The organism is Streptomyces sp. SGAir0957 (genome assembly GCF_043523415.1).
Genome location: NZ_CP027293.1, coordinates 5,562,030 through 5,580,549 on the forward strand (window position 1 = coordinate 5,562,030; position 18,520 = coordinate 5,580,549).

At 72.5% G+C, this 18,520-nt stretch carries 15 protein-coding genes; 12 read left to right on the forward strand and 3 right to left on the reverse strand.

Features of this window, described 5'->3' with window-relative positions; all coding sequences use genetic code 11:
* Positions 1-108 precede the first annotated feature (108 nt).
* Together C1N81_RS29790 and C1N81_RS29795 are read right to left on the reverse strand one after the other, a co-directional pair.
* Positions 109-933, reverse strand: a complete 825-nt coding sequence (locus tag C1N81_RS29790) for a DUF3097 domain-containing protein (RefSeq protein ID WP_394434226.1) — start codon at positions 931-933, stop codon at positions 109-111.
* Positions 934-967: 34 nt separating this feature from the next.
* A complete protein-coding gene (locus C1N81_RS29795; protein ID WP_394434228.1) occupies positions 968-1,708 on the reverse strand; it encodes an MBL fold metallo-hydrolase in 741 nt (246 codons plus the stop codon).
* A 165-nt stretch (positions 1,709-1,873) separates the two neighbouring features.
* Between C1N81_RS29795 and hrcA the strand changes: the two genes are divergently transcribed.
* The 9 genes from hrcA (at position 1,874) to C1N81_RS29840 (ending at position 12,776) form a co-directional block, all read left to right on the forward strand.
* On the forward strand, positions 1,874-2,890 hold the full coding sequence (hrcA, locus tag C1N81_RS29800; protein ID WP_394434230.1) for a heat-inducible transcriptional repressor HrcA: 1,017 nt from the start codon (positions 1,874-1,876) through the stop codon (positions 2,888-2,890).
* The gene (gene dnaJ, locus C1N81_RS29805; RefSeq protein WP_394434231.1) at positions 2,891-4,027 is read left to right on the forward strand and encodes a molecular chaperone DnaJ; all 1,137 of its coding nucleotides are present in this window, start codon (positions 2,891-2,893) and stop codon (positions 4,025-4,027) included.
* Between the two features lie 135 nt (positions 4,028-4,162).
* Entirely contained in the window at positions 4,163-5,248 is a 1,086-nt protein-coding gene (locus C1N81_RS29810) for a nitronate monooxygenase (RefSeq protein WP_394434233.1), read from the forward strand.
* A complete protein-coding gene (locus tag C1N81_RS29815; RefSeq protein ID WP_394434235.1) occupies positions 5,245-5,991 on the forward strand; it encodes a 16S rRNA (uracil(1498)-N(3))-methyltransferase in 747 nt (248 codons plus the stop codon). Before C1N81_RS29810 ends, C1N81_RS29815 begins: the two co-directional genes overlap by 4 nt.
* Before the next feature lie 121 nt (positions 5,992-6,112).
* Positions 6,113-6,685 (forward strand): hypothetical protein, encoded by a 573-nt coding sequence (locus C1N81_RS29820; RefSeq protein ID WP_394434237.1) that lies wholly within the window; start codon positions 6,113-6,115, stop codon positions 6,683-6,685.
* Between the two features lie 38 nt (positions 6,686-6,723).
* On the forward strand, positions 6,724-9,957 hold the full coding sequence (locus C1N81_RS29825) for a S41 family peptidase (RefSeq protein WP_394434239.1): 3,234 nt from the start codon (positions 6,724-6,726) through the stop codon (positions 9,955-9,957).
* Positions 9,958-10,439: 482 nt separating this feature from the next.
* Positions 10,440-10,793 (forward strand): histidine triad nucleotide-binding protein, encoded by a 354-nt coding sequence (locus C1N81_RS29830; RefSeq protein ID WP_394434240.1) that lies wholly within the window; start codon positions 10,440-10,442, stop codon positions 10,791-10,793.
* A 6-nt stretch (positions 10,794-10,799) separates the two neighbouring features.
* A complete protein-coding gene (locus C1N81_RS29835) occupies positions 10,800-11,708 on the forward strand; it encodes a ribonuclease Z (RefSeq protein WP_394434242.1) in 909 nt (302 codons plus the stop codon).
* Between the two features lie 36 nt (positions 11,709-11,744).
* On the forward strand, positions 11,745-12,776 hold the full coding sequence (locus tag C1N81_RS29840) for an adenosine deaminase (RefSeq protein WP_394434244.1): 1,032 nt from the start codon (positions 11,745-11,747) through the stop codon (positions 12,774-12,776).
* On the opposite strand, the gene C1N81_RS29845 is transcribed toward C1N81_RS29840, so the two are convergent.
* On the reverse strand, positions 12,728-14,092 hold the full coding sequence (locus C1N81_RS29845) for an MFS transporter (protein WP_394434246.1): 1,365 nt from the start codon (positions 14,090-14,092) through the stop codon (positions 12,728-12,730). The genes C1N81_RS29840 and C1N81_RS29845 overlap by 49 nt on opposite strands.
* 427 nt (positions 14,093-14,519) lie before the next feature.
* Here C1N81_RS29845 and C1N81_RS29850 point away from each other — a divergent pair, with 427 nt between their 5' ends.
* The 3 genes from C1N81_RS29850 to C1N81_RS29860 all read left to right on the forward strand — a co-directional run bounded on the left by C1N81_RS29850 (position 14,520) and on the right by C1N81_RS29860 (position 18,511).
* On the forward strand, positions 14,520-15,812 hold the full coding sequence (locus C1N81_RS29850) for a glucarate dehydratase family protein (RefSeq protein ID WP_394434248.1): 1,293 nt from the start codon (positions 14,520-14,522) through the stop codon (positions 15,810-15,812).
* 98 nt (positions 15,813-15,910) lie between these two features.
* The gene (locus C1N81_RS29855) at positions 15,911-17,026 is read left to right on the forward strand and encodes a carbohydrate kinase family protein (RefSeq protein ID WP_394434250.1); all 1,116 of its coding nucleotides are present in this window, start codon (positions 15,911-15,913) and stop codon (positions 17,024-17,026) included.
* 441 nt (positions 17,027-17,467) lie between these two features.
* Positions 17,468-18,511: a PhoH family protein gene (locus C1N81_RS29860; RefSeq protein WP_394434252.1), complete on the forward strand. Its 1,044-nt coding sequence runs from the start codon at positions 17,468-17,470 to the stop codon at positions 18,509-18,511.
* The last annotated feature ends 9 nt before the right edge of the window (positions 18,512-18,520 follow it).

Below are 18,520 nucleotides of genomic sequence, written 5' to 3' on the forward strand. Positions count from 1 at the left end.
AGCGCCTACGCGCCGTAGGGGTGGTGTTCTTCACCGCGGGTGCGGGTTTCGTCGTGGCTGGTCGCGCAGTTCCCCGCGCCCCTCTCGGGGCGCGTTTCGTCCGGCGATCTAAGCTTCTCCGCCCGTCACAAAATCGATCAGCTCCTCCACCCGGCCCAGCAGCGCCGGTTCCAGGTCCCTGTACGAGTGGACCCGGGACAGGATGTGCTGCCAGGCCTCGCCCGTGTTGGCGACGCGCCAGCCCAGCGCTCGGCAGACGCCCGTCTTCCAGTCCTGGCCGTGGGGGACGCGGGGCCAGGCGTCGATGCCCACGGAGGACGGTTTCACGGCCTCCCAGATGTCGATGTAGGGGTGGCCGACGACCAGGGCGTGCGGGCTGGTGACCGACTGGGCGATGCGGTGTTCCTTCGTGCCGGGGACCAGATGGTCGACCAGGACGCCGAGGCGCGCGTCGGGGCCGGGATCGAACTCCGCCACGATCGCCGGGAGGTCGTCGACGCCCTCCAGGAATTCCACCGCCACGCCCTCGATGCGCAGGTCGGCGCCCCAGACCCGTTCGATCAGCTCGGCGTCGTGCTTGCCCTCGACGTAGATGCGGCTCGCGCGGGCCACGCGCGCGCGGGCGCCGGGGACGGCGAGTGAGCCGGATGCCGTGCGGGTGGGGCGCGCCGGGCCGCCCGCCGAGGGGCGGACCAGGGTGACGACCTTGCCCTCCAGGAGGAAGCCGCGGGGTTCCATCGGGAACGCGCGGTGCTTGCCGAAGCGGTCCTCCAGGGTCACCGTCGGGCCCTGCGCCGTCTTCTCGACGCGGACGACCGCGCCGCAGAAGCCGGTCGTGACCTCCTCGACCACGAGATCCGGCTCGGCCGGGACCTCGGGCACCGAGGTCTTCCGCTTCCACGGCGGCGTGAGGTCAGGGCTGTACTGGCGCATTCGGCCGACGATAGGAGAAGCCGTCGCGTACGGGCTACGACACGCCGGATCGCGCCGCCAGTGTGGCGCGCTGCTCGCGGACAAACGCCGCATTCACCACTGATCCGTGCCCGGGGACGTAGCGGGCGTCCTCGCCGCCCAGGGCGAGGAGCCGGTCCAGCGCCTGCGGCCACAGGCGTGGGGCCGCGTCCGTGCCCGCCTGGGGCTCGCCGGACTCCTCGACCAGGTCGCCGCAGAAGACGATCTCCGGCCCGGGGACCAGAACCGCCAGGTCGTGGGCCGTGTGGCCGGGGCCGATGTTCGCGAGCAGGACCTGGACGCCGCCGCCCAGGTCGAGCGTGCGTTCGCCGCAGATGCGGTGGGCCGGGGTGACCAGGAGGTCCGCCGCCTCGGCCGCCGCGTCGGGATCGACCCCGTGGCGTACGGCGTCGGCGCGCAGGGCGTCCGCGCCGTCCCGCGCGAACACGGTGTCGATGCCCGCGGCCCCGTACACCTCGACGCCCGCGAAGGCGGCCGTGCCGAGGACGTGGTCGAAGTGGGGGTGCGTCAGCGCGATGTGCGCCACCCGCGCGCGCGAACCGAGCAGGCGGCGGGTGTCCGTGCGCAGCCGGGCCCCTTCGCACAGGGAGGAGCCCGTGTCGATGAGCAGGGCCGCGTCGTCGCCCACGACCAGGCCGGTCGTGCAGTCCCAGCCGGGCAGCCGGACCCGGCCCACGCGCGGCGCGAGCCCTTCCCAGCCCGCCGACCGCCAGTCGATGTCCGCCGTGCTTTTCATGGGGTCGACGCTAGCGGCCTTGCCTGGTCCGTACCCACCGGCCGTACACTGAGCCGGGGACGACTGGCACTCGCGCGCAGCGAGTGCCAAAACGGAAAGATCGCATCGATCACCGCGACGACCATCGCGATGATCTCGGAGACGGTTGCTGGAGGTGTGCGCCCGATGCTCAGTGAACGCAGGCTCGAAGTGCTGCGCGCCATCGTCCAGGACTACGTCGGCACCGAGGAGCCCGTCGGCTCCAAGGCGCTGACCGAGCGGCACAGCCTGGGCGTCTCACCGGCGACGGTGCGCAACGACATGGCCGCCCTGGAGGACGAGGGGTTCATCGCCCAGCCGCACACCAGTGCCGGGCGCATCCCCACCGACAAGGGGTACCGCCTCTTCGTCGACAAGCTCACCGCGGTGAAGCCGATGACGGGGCCGGAGCGGCGCGCCATCCAGAACTTCCTCGAGGGCGCCGTCGACCTCGACGACGTCGTCGGCCGGACCGTGCGGCTGCTCGCGCAGCTGACGCGGCAGGTCGCGGTCGTCCAGTACCCGTCCCTGACCCGGTCCACCGTGCGCCATGTCGAGCTGCTCTCGCTCGCGCCCGCCCGTCTGATGCTCGTGCTGATCACGGACACCGGGCGCGTGGAGCAGCGGATGATCGACTGCCCGGCGCCGTTCGGCGAACCGTCCCTCGCGGATCTGCGGGCCCGGCTCAACAGCCGTGTCGCGGGCCGCAAGTTCGCCGATGTGCCGCAGTTGGTGCAGGATCTGCCCGAGGCCTTCGAGGCGGAGGACCGCGGTACGGTCGCGACGGTGCTCTCCACTCTCCTGGAGACGCTCGTCGAGGAGACCGAGGAGCGGCTGATGATCGGCGGCACCGCCAATCTCACCCGCTTCGGACATGACTTTCCCCTCACCATCCGGCCCGTGCTGGAAGCCTTGGAGGAGCAGGTCGTGCTCCTCAAGTTGCTCGGTGAGGTGGGCGATTCGGGCATGGCCGTACGCATCGGCCACGAGAACGCCCACGAGGGACTCAACTCCACGTCCGTCGTGTCGGTCGGCTACGGTTCGGGCGGCGAGGCAGTAGCCAAGCTCGGCGTGGTCGGACCGACCCGCATGGATTACCCGGGAACGATGGGAGCAGTACGCGCAGTGGCACGTTACGTCGGACAGATCCTGGCGGAGTCGTAAGTGGCCACGGACTACTACGCCGTACTCGGCGTGCGCCGCGACGCTTCCCAGGACGAGATCAAGAAGGCCTTCCGAAGGCTCGCCCGTGAGCTTCACCCGGACGTGAATCCGGACCCGAAGACACAGGAGCGGTTCAAGGAGATCAACGCCGCGTACGAGGTGTTGTCGGACCCGCAGAAGAAGCAGGTCTACGACCTCGGCGGCGACCCGCTGTCCCAGTCGGGCGGCGGCGGTGCCGGTGGCTTCGGCGCCGGCGGGTTCGGGAACTTCTCGGACATCATGGACGCGTTCTTCGGGACGGCGTCGCAGCGCGGGCCGCGCTCGCGCACGCGTCGCGGCCAGGACGCCATGATCCGTCTTGAGGTCGAGCTGGACGAGGCCGCCTTCGGCACCACCAAGGACATCCAGGTCGACACGGCTGTCGTCTGCTCGACGTGCAGCGGTGAGGGCGCCGCGCCCGGGACCTCCGCGCAGACCTGTGACATGTGTCGCGGCCGCGGTGAGGTCTCGCAGGTCACGCGCTCCTTCCTCGGCCAGGTCATGACCTCGCGGCCGTGCCCGCAGTGCCAGGGCTTCGGCACCGTCGTGCCGACCCCGTGCCCGGAGTGCGCCGGTGACGGCCGGATCCGTTCGCGCCGCACCCTGACGGTGAAGATCCCGGCCGGTGTGGACAACGGGACGCGGATCCAGCTCGCGGGCGAGGGCGAGGTCGGCCCCGGCGGCGGCCCTGCCGGTGACCTGTACGTGGAGATCCACGAGCTGCCGCACCCGGTCTTCCAGCGGCGCGGCGACGACCTGCACTGCACGGTCACCATCCCCATGACGGCGGCGGCCCTCGGCACCAAGGTGCCCCTGGAGACGCTCGACGGCATGGAGGAGGTCGACATCCGGCCCGGCACCCAGTCCGGGCAGTCGGTCCCGCTGCACGGGCGCGGCATCACGCACCTGCGCGGCGGCGGTCGCGGCGACCTCATCGTGCACGTCGAGGTGATGACCCCGCAGAAGCTGGAGCCCGAGCAGGAACGCCTGCTCCGGGAACTGGCCAAGCTCCGCGGCGAGGAACGCCCCACGGGCCAGTTCCAGCCGGGGCAGCAGGGGCTTTTCTCGCGCCTGAAGGACGCCTTCAACGGGCGGTGACGGCAGAGGGCGGGCGCGTCTTCAAAGGGCGCTGACGCCCGAGTGCGTGTCCCATGTGCCACCCCGTCCGGGGTGGCACATGCCAGGCAGAAGCGCCGATTCGGCCGCCCGTCCCGTACGTGGCACGATGCCGTCATGTCCTCCGCTCTGACCGCTCTCTGCCCCTGTCCGATCGTGCAGGCCCCCATGGCGGGCGGCGGGTCCTCGCCCGCGCTCGCGGCGGCCGTGTCCGATGCGGGCGGGCTCGGGTTCCTCGCCGCCGGGTACAAGACGGCCGACGGGATGTACCAGGAGATCAAGCAGGTGCGGGGGCTCACGGGGCGGCCGTTCGGGGTCAACGTGTTCATGCCGCAGCCCGACGTCGCGGACCCCGCGGCGGTCGAGGTCTACCGCCACCAGCTCGCCGGTGAGGCCGGCTGGTACCAGACGCCGCTCGGCGACCCCGACAGCGGACACGACGACGGCTACGACGCCAAGCTCGCCGTCCTCGTCGACGAGCCGGTGCCGCTGGTCACCTTCACGTTCGGCTGCCCCACCCGCGAGGTCGTCGAGGCGCTGCGCAAGGTCGGCACCCTGACCGCCGTCACCGTGACCACCGTCGAGGAGGCGCTCGCCGCGCAGCGGTCGGGCGCCGACGCCGTCTGCGTCCAGGGCGTCGAGGCGGGCGGCCACCAGGGCACCCACCGCGACAACCCCGAGGCCGACGGCAGCGGCATCGGCCTCCTCGCGCTGATCGCGCAGGTACGGGAAGCGGTGCAGCTCCCGATCGTCGCGGCCGGCGGCATCATGCGCGGCGCCCAGATCGCCGCCGTGCTCGCGGCCGGGGCCGACCTCGCCCAGCTCGGCACCGCGTTCCTCGTGACCCCCGAGTCGGGCGCCCCCGCACTCCACAAACAGGCCATGACCGATCCGCTGTTCACCCGCACCGAGCTGACCCGGGCCTTCTCCGGGCGGCCCGCGCGCGGCCTCGTCAACCGCTTCATGCGCGAGCACGGGCCGTACGCGCCCGCCGCGTACCCGGAGGTCCACCACATGACGTCACCGCTGCGCAAGGCCGCCGCCAAGGCGGGTGACCCGCAGGCCATGGCGCTCTGGGCGGGCCAGGGCCACCGGCTCGCCCGTGAACTGCCCGCCGGGCAGCTCGTCGAGGTCCTCGCCGCCGAACTGGGCGCCGCCGAGGCCACGCTCGGGCAGCGGGGCGGATCGCGGGGTGGCGCGTGACCGCCCCGGTGTTCGTGGTCGAGGGCCCGGTGCCGGGCGACCGCACGTACGTGCTCGACGGCGCCGAGGGGCGGCACGCCGTCTCCGTGAAGCGGCTGCGGGCCGGGGAGGCGCTCGTCCTCACGGACGGGCGCGGGGAGTGGAGCGAGGGCGTCGTCGTCGCGGCCGAGGGCAAGGACCGCCTGGTCGTGGAGGTCGGCCCGGTGCGCTCGGAGCCCGCCGAGCGGCCCCGGATCACCGTGGTGCAGGCGCTGCCCAAGGGCGACCGCGGGGAGCTGGCCGTGGAGACGATGACCGAGACGGGCGTCGACGCGATCGTGCCGTGGGCGGCGTCGCGCTGCATCACGCAGTGGCGGGGCGAGCGCGGCACGAAGGCCCTCGGCAAGTGGCGGGCCACCGCGCGCGAGGCGGGCAAGCAGTCGCGCCGGGTCCGCTTCCCCGAGGTGGCGGAGGCGGCGTCCACCAAGGAGGTCGCGGCACTGCTCGCGGACGCGGATCTGGCAGTCGTCCTGCACGAGGACCGGGACGCGCCGAGCACCGCCCTCGCCTCGGCCGAGCTGCCGACGGACGGCGACATCGTGCTGGTCGTGGGCCCGGAGGGCGGGGTGTCGCCGGAGGAGCTGGCCGTGTTCGCGGCCGCGGGAGCACACCCGTACCGGCTCGGACGCAGTGTGCTGCGGACCTCGACGGCGGGGACGGCGGCGGTGGCGCTGCTGCTCGGCCGCACCGGACGCTGGGCGTAGCCGCCCGCGCCGACACTGGCTGCAACGGCTCTACCCGTGCGGGGGAGCCGGTGGCATTCTGCCGTCCATGGGGGATCTGAGACGGATCAGTAGGGGTTTGGGGCGGTTACGGGCCCCGCGTGTGCTCGCCGTGGGCGGTGCGGTGGCCGTGCTGGCCGGGGGAGCTCTCGCGTGCCAGCCGGTCGACGGCGAGCTCGACCCGGCCGACGTCGCCGCCACCACCGACGCGCAGGCCACCCAGGAGCTGAACCGGACGCACGCCAAAGTCTCCTGGATCAGCTGCACCGCGGCGTGGAGCGGCCGTTCCCCGTCCGGCGGTTCGACACCGGACGAGGTCAAGGTCGACTGCCGGGGCCGCACCCAGGACGGCAAGGACATCAAGATCGAGGGGTGGATCTACGGGGTCGTGCCCGGCAAGTGCGTGCGCGGCACGACGATCGCCCGGGTCGACGACAAGGTGTGGTTCCGCCTTCAGGTCCTCGGCAACTGCGCGGCGATGAGCAGCTCGCAGCCCACGTACACGTACACGAAGCCGTCGGGCACGTACACGAAGCCGACGGGCACGTACACGAAGCCGTCGGACAAGCCGCAGCCGCAGCAGCCGGGGGCGACGCGCACCGTGACCGAGACGGCGACGGCGACCCGGACGGTCCGGGTTCCCGACCCCAACTGCTCGTGCTTTGAAGGGAAATGACCGGCAAAGAGCGATGACAGGCAAATAGAGTGGGCCGGGTGACGAGCCCTGCCTACCTCCGGTTCCCGCATCCGCACGGTGAGACGGTCGTCTTCACCGCCGAGAACGACGTGTGGGCCGCGCCCCTCGACGGCGGCCGCGCCTGGCGCGTCAGCGCCGACGACGTGCCGGTCGGCCACCCACGGATCTCCCCGGACGGCACGACCGTCGCCTGGACGTCGCGGCGCGACGGCGCGCCCGAGGCGCATGTCGCCCCGCTCGACGGCGGAGCGTCCAACCGCCTCACCTACTGGGGCAGTTGGACCACCGGCGTCCGCGGCTGGACGCCCGACGGGCGCGTCCTCGCCACCAGCGCGCACGGACAGGCCACGGGGCGCCGCAGCTGGGCGCGGGCCGTGCCGCTCGACGGCGGCCCCGCCGAGACCCTCCCGTACGGGCCCGTCGGCGGTGTCGCCCACGGGCCCGACGCCGCCGTGCTCCTCGTCTCCGCGCCGATGGGCCGCGAGGCCGCCCACTGGAAGCGGTACCGGGGCGGCACCGCGGGCAAGCTGTGGATCGACCGGGACGGCGGCGGCGACTTCGGCCGGGTCCACGCCGACCTCGCCGGGAACATCGAGCACCCGATGTGGGTCGGGGAGCGGATCGCGTTCCTCTGCGACCACGAGGGCACCGGCGCCCTGTACTCCTCCCTGCCCGACGGCTCCGACCTGCGGCGCCACACCCCCCTCGACGGCTTCTACGCACGGCACGCCGCCACCGACGGGACCCGCGTCACCTACGCGAGCGCCGGGCGGCTGTGGGTCGTCGACGACCTGGAGGCGGCCGAACCCCGCCCCGTCGACGTACGGCTCGGCGGACAGCGGGCACACCTGCAACCGCGCCCCGTCGACGCCGCGCACTGGTTCGGGGCCGCCTCGCCCGACCACACCGGGCGCGGCAGCGCGGTCGCCGTGCGCGGGGCCGTGCACTGGGTGACCCACCGCGGCGGCCCGGCGCGCGCGCTCGCGGCGGAGCCGGGCGTACGGGCCCGGCTCCCGCACACGTTCCGCGTCGACGGCGAGGAACACGTGGTCTGGGTGACCGACGCCGAGGGCGACGACGCCCTGGAGTTCGCCCCCGCGACCGGCGCCGCACCGGGCGGCACACCACGCCGGCTCGGCGCCGGGCGGCTCGGCCGCGTCCTCGGGCTGACCGTCGCGCCGGACGGCGGCCGGGTCGCCGTCGCCGCGCACGACGGGCGGATCCTGCTCGTCGAACGGGACAGCGGCGACGTGCGCGAGGTCGACCGCAGCGAGGACGGCCACGCGACCGGGCTCGCCTTCTCCCCCGACTCGGCCTGGCTCGCCTGGTCGCACCCCGGACCGCACGGCCTGCGCCAGCTCAAGCTCGCCAACACCGCCGACCTCACCGTCACCGAGGCGACCCCGCCGCGCTTCAAGGACTACGCGCCCGCGTTCACCCTCGACGGCAAGCACCTCGTGTTCCTCTCCGCCCGCTCCTTCGACCCCGTTTACGACGAGCACGCCTTCGACCTCGCGTTCCTCAGCGGCTCGCGGCCGCATCTGCTCGCGCTCGCCGCGACCACCCCCTCACCGTTCGGGCCGCAGCGGCACGGCCGGCCCTTCGAGGCGGCCGACGCGGCGGGCGCCGAGACCCCCGACAGCGAGGGCACCCCCGTCACCCGCGTCGACCTGGAAGGGCTCGTCGACCGGATCGTGCCCTTCCCCGTCGAGGCCGCCCGCTACTCGACGCTGCGCACCGCCAAGGACGGCGTGCTCTGGCTGCGTCACCCCGTCCGCGGCGTCCTCGGCGACTCCCGCGCGGAGCGCGGCGACCCCGACCCCAAGACCCGCCTCGAACGCTACGACCTCGCTCAGCAGCGCATCGAGGAGATCGGCTCCGACGCCGACCACTTCGAGGTCACCGGCGACGGCAAACGGCTGCTCCTGTGGACCGGCGAGATCCTCAAGGTCGTACCGAGCGACCGGCGCCCCTCCCACGACGACGACAGCGACACCAACATCACCGTCGACCTCGCCCGGATCAGCCAGCGCGTCGAACCCGCCGCCGAATGGCGTCAGATGTACGACGAGGCCGGCCGCCTCATGCGGGACAACTTCTGGCGGCCCGACATGGACGGGGTGGACTGGGCCGGCGTCCTCGAACGCTACCGCCCGCTCCTCGACCAGGTCGCCACCCACGACGACCTCGTCGACCTGCTGTGGGAGGTGCAGGGCGAACTGGGGACGTCCCACGCCTACGTCGTCCCCGGCGGCGGAGGCGGCTCCGCCGCGCGCCGGCTGGGGCTCCTCGGCGCCGACATCTCCCGGCACGAGGACGGGCCGGGCGGTGCGCACCGCTGGGTCGTCGACCGGGTGCTGCCCTCGGAGACGTCCGACCCGCGCGCCCGCTCACCGCTCGCCGCGCCCGGGGTCGCCGTGCGCGCCGGGGACGCGATCGTGGCGGTCGGCGGGCGGCCCGTCGACCCGGTGGCGGGGCCCGCGCCGCTGCTCGTCGGCACCGCCGGGCACCCCGTCGAGCTGACCGTCTCACCGGCCGGCGGCGGCGAACCACGCCATGTGGTCGTCGTGCCCGTCGCCGACGAGGAACCCCTGCGGTACCACGCGTGGGTCGCCGACCGGCGGGCCTACGTCGACGAACGCTCGGGCGGGCGGCTCGGCTACCTCCACGTCCCCGACATGCAGGCGCCCGGCTGGGCCCAGATCCACCGCGACTTCGCCGCCGAGGTCGCGCGCGAGGGCCTCGTCGTCGACATCCGGGAGAACCGGGGCGGGCACACGTCGCAGCTCGTCGTCGAGAAACTCGCCCGGCGCATCGTCGGCTGGGACGTTCCGCGCGGCAGCCGGCCCTTCAGCTACCCGATGGACGCGCCCCGCGGGCCCGTCGTCGCCGTCGCCGACGAGTTCTCCGGCTCCGACGGCGACATCGTCACCGCGGCGATCAAGGCGCTCGGGATCGGGCCCGTCGTCGGGGTGCGCACCTGGGGCGGCGTCATCGGGATCGACAGCCGGTACCGGCTGGTCGACGGGACGCTCGTCACCCAGCCGAAGTACGCGACCTGGATGGAGGGGGCCGGGTGGGGCGTCGAGAACTACGGCGTCGACCCCGACGTGGAGGTGGTGGCCGCGCCGCAGGACGCTGCCGCTGGGCGTGACCCGCAGTTGGAGGAGGCGGTCCGCATCGCGCTGGCCGCGCTGGAGGAGACCCCGGCGAAGTCGGCTCCGCCCCTGCCACGCCCGTCCACGGGGTGACGCGGGCCGCGGGTCGCGGGCCGCGGCCTGCACCGCCGTGCCCCCAGGCGTCGTCTCCGAGCGCGGGCTTCGTCGTGGCTGGTCGCGCAGTTCCCCGCGCCCCTGGGAGGCTGCCCCCTCGCGTCGTCTGCGCGTGCGGGTCGCGTCGTGGTTGCTCGCGCAGTTCCCCGCGCCCCTGAGGCATACGGCTTCGCCGCAGCCCCATAGGGGCGCACCCGGGGCGACGCGCCCCTTGAGATGGCGCACGAAGTGCGCATCTCGGGGGCGCGGGGAACGGCGCGACCAGCCACGACGAGAGTCGCGCCTGAGAACTGGGGGGAATGGTGCACGTAGTGCGCATTCCAGGGGCGCGGGGAACTGCGCGACCAGCCACGACGGTGTCGCACCCGGGTACGACCGTGCCGGGGGCGACCTTGTGGGGGAGTCCTGTCGGGGTGATCGATACGATGCGCCGTACGCAACCACCCGCAAAGGAGCCCGACGTGACCGGCGAACCCCAGGCGGACTGCCTGTTCTGCAAGATCGTCGCGGGGGACGTACCCGCCACCCTGGTGAGGGAGACCCCGACCACCGTCGCGTTCCGGGACATAAATCCCCAGGCCCCGACGCACGTCCTGGTGATCCCGCGCGTCCACCACCCGGACGCCGCCTCCCTGGCCGCCGCCGAACCGGAGGTGGCCGCAGACGTGCTGCGCGAGGCCGGCGAGGTCGCGAAGGAGGAGAAGCTGGACAGCTACCGGCTGGTGTTCAACACGGGCAGCGGCGCCGGCCAGACCGTCTTCCACGCGCACGCCCACGTCCTGGGCGGCCGCGGCCTCCAGTGGCCCCCCGGATAACCCGTCGTGTCCGTACGGGAGTTCGTCGTGCTCGGCACCGCCAGCCAGGTGCCGACACGCCACCGCAACCACAACGGCTATCTGCTGCGCTGGGACGCCGAGGGCATCCTCTTCGACCCGGGCGAGGGCACGCAGCGCCAGATGCTGCGCGCCGGCGTCGCCGCGCACGACCTGAACCGGATCTGCGTCACCCACTTCCACGGTGACCATTCGCTGGGGCTCGCGGGCGTCGTCCAGCGCATCAACCTGGACCGCGTACCGCACCCCGTGACCGCCCACTACCCGGCGTCCGGGCAGCGGTTCTTCGACCGGCTGCGGTACGCCACCGCCTACCGGGAGACCGTCGACATCGCGGAGGAGCCGGTCGGCGGCGAGGGCGCCGTGCTGGCCGACACCCCCGCGTACCGCCTGGAGGCGCGGAGGCTGTCGCACCCCGTCGAGTCGTACGGGTACCGCCTCGTCGAGCCGGACGGGCGCCGGATGCTGCCCGAGCGGCTCGCCGCGCGCGGCATCGGGGGGCCGGACGTGGGCCGGATCCAGCGCGAGGGCAGGATCGGCGACGTCACGCTCGAGGACGTCAGCGAGGTGCGGCGCGGGCAGCGCGTCGCGTTCGTCATGGACACCCGCTTGTGCGACGGCGTGACGGAGCTGGCCGAGGGCTGCGATCTGCTCGTCATCGAGTCGACCTTTCTCGACGAGGACCGTCAACTCGCCTCCGATCACGGTCATCTGACCGCCGGTCAGGCCGCCCGCGTCGCCCGTGACGGCGGCGTGCGCCACCTCGTCCTGACCCACTTCAGCCAGCGCTACACCGACCCGGAGGAGTTCGCGCGGCAGGCGCGGGCCGCCGGGTTCGAGGGCGAGCTGACGGTCGCCCGCGACCTGGACCGCGTACCGGTGCCGAAGCGGCGCTGACCTCGGGGAACCGCACGGGATGCGTACGATGCCCGGATGTCCCTCGCACCACTCGCACGCATCCCCAAGGCCGAGCTGCACCTGCACATCGAAGGCACCCTCGAACCCGAGCTGGCCTTCGCCCTCGCCGACCGCAACGGCATCACCCTGCCGTACGCCGACACCGAGGCCCTGCGCAAGGCCTACCTCTTCGACGACCTGCAGTCCTTCCTGAACCTCTACTACGAGCTGATGGCCGTCCTCCTCACCGAGGACGACTTCGAGGCGCTCGCCGACGCCTATCTGGCGCGCGCCGCCGACCAGGGCGTCCGGCACGCCGAGATCTTCTTCGACCCGCAGGCGCACACCGCGCGCGGCGTCGCCATCGGGACCGTGATCGAGGGCCTCGGCCGGGCGCTCGCCCGCAGCGAGGAGCGGCACGGCATCTCCACCAAGCTCATCATGTGCTTCCTGCGCGACCAGTCCGCCGAGTCGGCGATGGAGACCCTGGAGGCCGCGAAGCCGTACCTCGACCGGATCGTGGGCGTCGGCCTCGACTCCGCCGAGGTCGGCAACCCCGCCGCGAAGTTCCGTGAGGTCTACGAGGCCGCGGGCGCGCTCGGGCTGCGCAAGGTCGCGCACGCGGGGGAGGAGGGCGACCCGTCGTACGTGTGGGAGGCCCTCGACGTGCTGGGTGTCGAGCGCGTCGATCACGGGCTGCGGTCCCTGGAGGACCCCGAGCTCGTCGCGCGTCTCGTACGGGACCGGATTCCGCTGACGCTCTGCCCGCTGTCGAACGTGCGGCTGCGCGCCATCGACATCCTGGAGGAGCATCCGCTCGTCAAGCTGATGGACGCCGGGCTGCTGTGCACCGTCAACTCCGACGACCCCGCCTACTTCGGCGGCTACGCCGGCGACACCTTCCACGCCGTCCACGAGGCGCTGGCGCTTGACCACGAACGAGTGCGGGAGCTGGCCCGCAACTCGTTCGTGGCGTCCTTCCTCGACGGCAGCGCGGAGGACGAGGCGCGGCGCGCCCGTTACCTCGCCGAGGTCGCGGCGTATCCGCTGGACGACATCTCGGGCTGAAGGCCGTCCGGGCCCGCCGTCGTGAACTCGTCCTTCGTGTGGACGGTGGCGGCGGGCGTCTCCAGCGGGTAGAGCTCCACCTCGACCACCGGCTGTTCCAGCAGGCCCGACGGCGGGACCATCGCCCCGACCGGGGCGCCGCTGCGGCGCCGTGCCGCACCCGCGAACAGCGGGCGGCCGCCCGTGTGCAGCGCCACCGCCGTCAGCGGCAGCGCGAGCAGCAGCAGCGTGACCGCCAGCGCCGCGCCCATCGCCGGGAAGCCCACCGCCTGCGAGAGCGAGCTGCCCACCAGCGGGCCGCAGGCCGTGCCGAGCGACGACGCCGAACCGACCAGGACCGCCCAGCGGCCCCGGGGGTCGAGCGAGGCGGCGAGACCGAGCAGGTACGACAGCACCACCGGGTAGAGCGTGTTCCAGGCGATCTCGCCCGTCGCGAAGGTGGCCAGACCGTCGGCGCGGGCGCTCAGCGCGATGCAGCAGGCGATCGCCGCCGTGCCGACGCCGATCGGCAGCGCCCGGCCCATACGGGTGCCGAGCGCGCCCGCGGCGACCACACCGAGCAGGCCCGTGCCGAGCGCGATCGCGAACACACTGCCCACGGTCACCTCGCTCAGGCCCGCCTGGACGGTGCCGATGCGGCTGCTCACACCCCACAGCGAGTTCTGCGCCATCGACCAGCAGACGATCACGGCGGCGAGCGCCGCGCCCGAACGCGCGTAGGGGAGAGGGCTCTTCAGGGACGGGTTCGTGTGGGTGTGCGTCTGTGTGGTGTCCGGGCCCGCGGGGGCGGAGAGGCGGTGCGTCGCCGGCCACACGGCGAGTGCGGTGACCGCGAGCGCCGCGAACGGCAGCGCGTGGCCCGTCGGGCTGATCCGCGGGATCGACAGGTACAGGGCGCCCGCCAGCGCCGACACGCTCAGCAGGCCGAGCGTGGACGCGCGGTGCGGATCCTTCTGCGCGGCGATCCCGGTGGCGGCGACCGCCGTCGCCGTGCCCGAGCCGAAGCCGCCGATCATCGCACCCGCGACGACCAGGGGGATGGACGTGGAGAGCGCCGCCGTGCCGTAGCCGACAGCCGCGAGGAGCAGGCCCGCGCGGGCGGCGCGGCGGGCGCCGACCCGTTCGACGCGGGCGGCGAGCGTGAAGCCCGCACTGGCCGAGCTCAGCAGCAGCGCGCTGCCGATCAGGCCCGCCTGCGTCGGGGAAAGCCGCAGGCTGTCGGCGAGTCGGCCGACGACGGTGGGGAGCAGGTATGCAGCGAGATAGCCGGCCGTGAAGAGGGCGATCAGTGCGGGCCGGGGAGCGCGCGAAGACACGGGCAGTCCTGTGAACGGACCCCCCTGCCTTCGGACGCCGCGCTGGGCCGGTTCCGGGCAAGGGGGTGGTAAGGAAAGGGGGTTGGGGGCGCGACGTCTTTGCGAACGGGACCGAACCGGGGACGTTGGGCGCGGCCAATTTGTATCAAGGCGCGGGGGGTCCACAGAAGTCGGGGCTGTGTGACCTGTGACACATTTGGTTTGTGGGTGGGGGTGTCGGGTAGCTGCCGTTGTTTTGGGGTGCGGTGGCGTTCGTTCCGCGGTGCCGTGGTGTTCGTTCTGAGGTGCCGTGGTGTTCCGGTTCTCTTCACCCCGGCGCGTTGACGCGCTTCCGTTCGCCTACCTAATCTCCATCTACATGTGTGGATGGCGTCCACGTATTCGGACGTCAGGTTGTGCCGAGTCCCGTCGACGCAGGAGCCGCCCGATGACCGACCTCACCATCGCCGACGTCCGCCTCACGCCGATCCTCGTCGCGGATCCGCCGCTCCTGAACACGCAAGGGCTGCACCAGCCCTATACGCCCCGGCTCATCGTCGAAGTCGTCACCGCGGGCGGCGTCACCGGTGTGGGCGAGACCTACGGGGACGCCAAGTATCTGGAGCTCGCCCGGCCCCTCGCCGAGCGGCTCGTCGGGCGGTCGGTCAGCGATGTGAACGGGTTGTCCGGCCTGAGTGACGCCGTCGCCGTCGACGACGCCCGTGTCAGCCACCAGGTCGACGTCGGAGGGCTGCGCGGTGTGCAGACCGCCGACAAACTGCGGCTGTCCGTCGTCTCCGGGTTCGAGGTCGCCTGCCTCGATGCGCTGGGCAAAGCGGTCGGGCTTCCCGTGCACGCCCTGTTGGGCGGGAAGGTGCGGGACTCCGTGGAGTACAGCGCCTATCTCTTCTACAAGCATGCCGAACATCCCGGTGCGGTCGGGGAGCGTGACGACTGGGGGGCCGCCCTCGATCCTGCCGGGGTCGTCGCCCAGGCCCGTCTCTTCCACGAGCGGTACGGGTTCCAGAGCTTCAAGCTGAAGGGGGGATGTTTTCCGCCCGAAGAAGAGACAGCCGCCGTGCTCGCGCTGGCCGAGGCGTTTCCCGGGAAACCGCTGCGGCTCGATCCCAACGGGGCCTGGTCCGTCGAGACCTCGGTGAAGGTCGCCGAGGAACTCGGGCATGTTCTGGAGTACCTGGAGGATCCCGCGCTCGGGACTCCTGCCATGGCCGAGGTCGCCGCCCGTGCCGGTGTGCCGCTCGCCACCAATATGTGCGTGACCACCTTCGACGAGATTCCTGAGGCGTTTCGTCTCGGTGCTGTGCAGGTCGTTCTCTCCGACCATCACTACTGGGGCGGGCTGCGCAACACCCAGGCCCTCGCCGCCATATGCCGTACCTGGGGTGTCGGCATCTCCATGCACTCCAACACCCACCTCGGCATCAGCCTCGCCGCCATGACGCACGTCGCCGCCACCGTGCCGAATCTCCACCACGCCTGCGACTCGCACTACCCCTGGCAGTCCGAGGACGTGCTGACCGAACGGCTCGTTTTCGAGGGCGGGCGGGTCGTTGTCTCCGACGCCCCCGGCCTCGGGGTCGAGCTCGACCCCGAGAAGCTGCGCGTTTTGCACCGGCGGTGGCTCGACGAGCGGTTCTCCGGGCTGCGGGACCGCGACGACGCCGCCGCCATGCGGGTTCTCGATCCGGAGTGGGTGACGCCCTCGGTGCCGCGTTGGTAGGCGCCCGCCGGTAGGCCCGGCCGCGTCATGTCGACCGCCCTGGTGACGGGTCCGTTCGTGCACACTGTCCGGACCCGTACCTCTGCAGGGAGAAGGACGTGACCCACCCCGAACCGGCCCGGCCCGACACGGCGCACACGGACCCTCTCGCGGCCCTTCGCGCGCCCGGTGACCCCGCCTGCGACGTGTACCTCACCGGCACCGTCTTCCTCGACATTGTCTTCACCGGGCTCGACAGCGCGCCCGTACGCGGCACCGAGTCCTGGGCGCGCGGCATGGGGTCCAGCCCCGGCGGTGTCGCCAACATGGCGGCGGCGCTCGCCCGGCTCGGGCTGCGGACGTCGCTCGCCGCCGCCTTCGGGGACGACCACTACGGGGAGTACTGCTGGGACACCCTGGAGCGGGGCGAGGGGATCGACCTGGGCTACTCGCGGTCCGTGCCCGGCTGGCACTCGCCCGTCACCGTCTCCATGGCGTACGAAGGCGAACGCACCATGGTCAGCCACGGGCACGAGCCGCCGCCCGAGGAACCCGCGCCCCGCTGCCCGCCCCCGGCCCGGGCCGCCGTGGCCTCGCTCGTGCCCGGGGTCGCGGCTCCCTGGGTCGCGGAGGCGGCGCGGAACGGGACCCGGATCTTCGCCGACGTCGGCTGGGACGAGACCGGGCGGTGGGATCTCGCCGCGCTCGGGGACCTGCGGTCGTGCGAGGCGTTCCTGCCCAACGCCGAGGAGGCCATGCGGTACACCCGTACGTCCTGTCCCCGGGATGCCGCGCACGCTCTCACCGAGTACGTGCCGCTGGCCGTCGTCACCCTCGGGGCGGAGGGGGCGTACGCCGTGGACGGGCGGACCGGGGAGACCGCGTCCGTGCCGGCCATCGAGGTCGCCGCGCTCGATCCGACCGGGGCGGGGGACGTGTTCGTCGCCGGGTTCGTGACGGGGACGCTCGCGGGGTGGCCGCTGGCGGACCGGCTCGCGTTCGCGGGGCTGACGGCGGCGCTGTCCGTGCAGGAGTTCGGGGGGTCGTTGTCGGCGCCCGGGTGGTCGGAGGTGGCGGCGTGGTGGCGGCAGATCCATGCGTACGAGGAGCGGGGGGAGCAGGATCCTGCGGCGCTTGAGCGGTACGCCTTTCTCGAGCCGTTGCTGCCGGAGGTGGGGCGGCCCTGGCCGCTCCGTCGTGCGGTACCGACCATCGGGTTCGGGCGGTCCGCGTGATCCGCTTGAAGGGAGGGTGGCCGTCCGGGGGCGTCTTGGCGGCCATCCCTTTCGATCCGACAGGTGCGGGGGTGGGTGCGGGGGCGGTCGGGGCATGTGCGTGCTCGCCATCTTGATGGCATCGCCCCCTGCTTCGAACTCCCCCACCGCGTGTCCGGGTGCTGCGCGCGCACATACCCCGCCCACCCCCTCCCGTCTCGACACCAACCGACGACCGGTGGCCCCATCAAGCCCCTCCGGCGCTTGAGGAGCGGGGTCCGGGGCGGAGCCCCGGGGCTGATGCCCAGCGCCGGGAGCGAGGCCGGGCGGCCAGGTAAGTACTCAGGGCACCGATAAGCAGCGGCGCTAAAACGCTTCGGGTCACCCAGCGGAGCGTCGTACGCTGGGAGGCACATCAGACATCGGCTGTCACAAGGAGAATGCGGCCCTCAGAGCCCGCCCATGACGCAGACACCATCCAGCGCACGCGCGCAGTTCACCGTCCCGGCCAAGCACCCGATGGTCGAGGTACTGGGCTCCGGTGATGCTTTGTTGCGTGTGATCGAGGAGGCTTTCCCGGAGGCCGATATTCATGTCCGGGGCAATGAGATCAGCGCGACGGGCGAGCCGGGGGAAGTCGCCCTGGTGCAGCGCCTGTTCGACGAGATGATGCTGGTCCTGAGGACAGGGGCACCGATGACAGAGGACGCCGTCGAGCGGTCCATCGCCATGTTGAAGGCCACCGAGAGTGGTCAGGGTGACGGGACCGAGACGCCCGCTCAGGTGCTCACGCAGAATATTCTGTCGTCTCGGGGGCGCACTATTCGGCCGAAGACGCTGAATCAGAAGCGGTACGTCGACGCCATCGACAAGCACACCATCGTCTTCGGGATCGGGCCCGCCGGTACCGGCAAGACCTATCTGGCCATGGCCAAGGCCGTGCAGGCCCTTCAGTCCAAGCAGGTCAACCGCATTATCCTGACGCGGCCCGCCGTCGAGGCCGGGGAGCGGCTCGGGTTCCTGCCGGGGACCTTGTACGAGAAGATCGATCCTTATCTGCGGCCGCTCTACGACGCCCTGCACGACATGCTCGATCCGGATTCCATTCCGCGGCTGATGGCCGCGGGGACCATTGAGGTGGCGCCGCTCGCCTACATGCGTGGGCGCACTCTGAATGACGCCTTCATCATTCTCGACGAGGCGCAGAACACCAGCCCCGAGCAGATGAAGATGTTCCTCACCCGGCTCGGGTTCGACTCGAAGATCGTCATCACCGGTGACGTCACCCAGGTCGACCTGCCGAGCGGGACGAGGAGCGGGCTGCGTCAGGTCCAGGACATCCTGGAAGGCGTCGAGGACGTCCACTTCTCGCGGCTGTCGTCCCAGGATGTCGTCCGGCACAAGCTGGTCGGCCGTATCGTCGACGCGTACGAGAAGTACGACACCGCGAACGGTACGGAGAACGGCGCCCACAAGGGCCGCTCCAGAGGGACCCAAGGAAAGTAGTTCGAGAGC

Coding starts and splice junctions, on each gene's coding strand:
- C1N81_RS29790 (WP_394434226.1), bottom strand. CDS start 933: ATGCGCCAGTACAGCCCTGACCTCACGCCGCCGTGGAAGCGGAAGACC.
- C1N81_RS29795 (WP_394434228.1), bottom strand. CDS start 1,708: ATGAAAAGCACGGCGGACATCGACTGGCGGTCGGCGGGCTGGGAAGGG.
- hrcA (WP_394434230.1), top strand. CDS start 1,874: ATGCTCAGTGAACGCAGGCTCGAAGTGCTGCGCGCCATCGTCCAGGAC.
- C1N81_RS29810 (WP_394434233.1), top strand. CDS start 4,163: ATGTCCTCCGCTCTGACCGCTCTCTGCCCCTGTCCGATCGTGCAGGCC.
- C1N81_RS29840 (WP_394434244.1), top strand. CDS start 11,745: ATGTCCCTCGCACCACTCGCACGCATCCCCAAGGCCGAGCTGCACCTG.
- C1N81_RS29850 (WP_394434248.1), top strand. CDS start 14,520: ATGACCGACCTCACCATCGCCGACGTCCGCCTCACGCCGATCCTCGTC.
- C1N81_RS29860 (WP_394434252.1), top strand. CDS start 17,468: ATGACGCAGACACCATCCAGCGCACGCGCGCAGTTCACCGTCCCGGCC.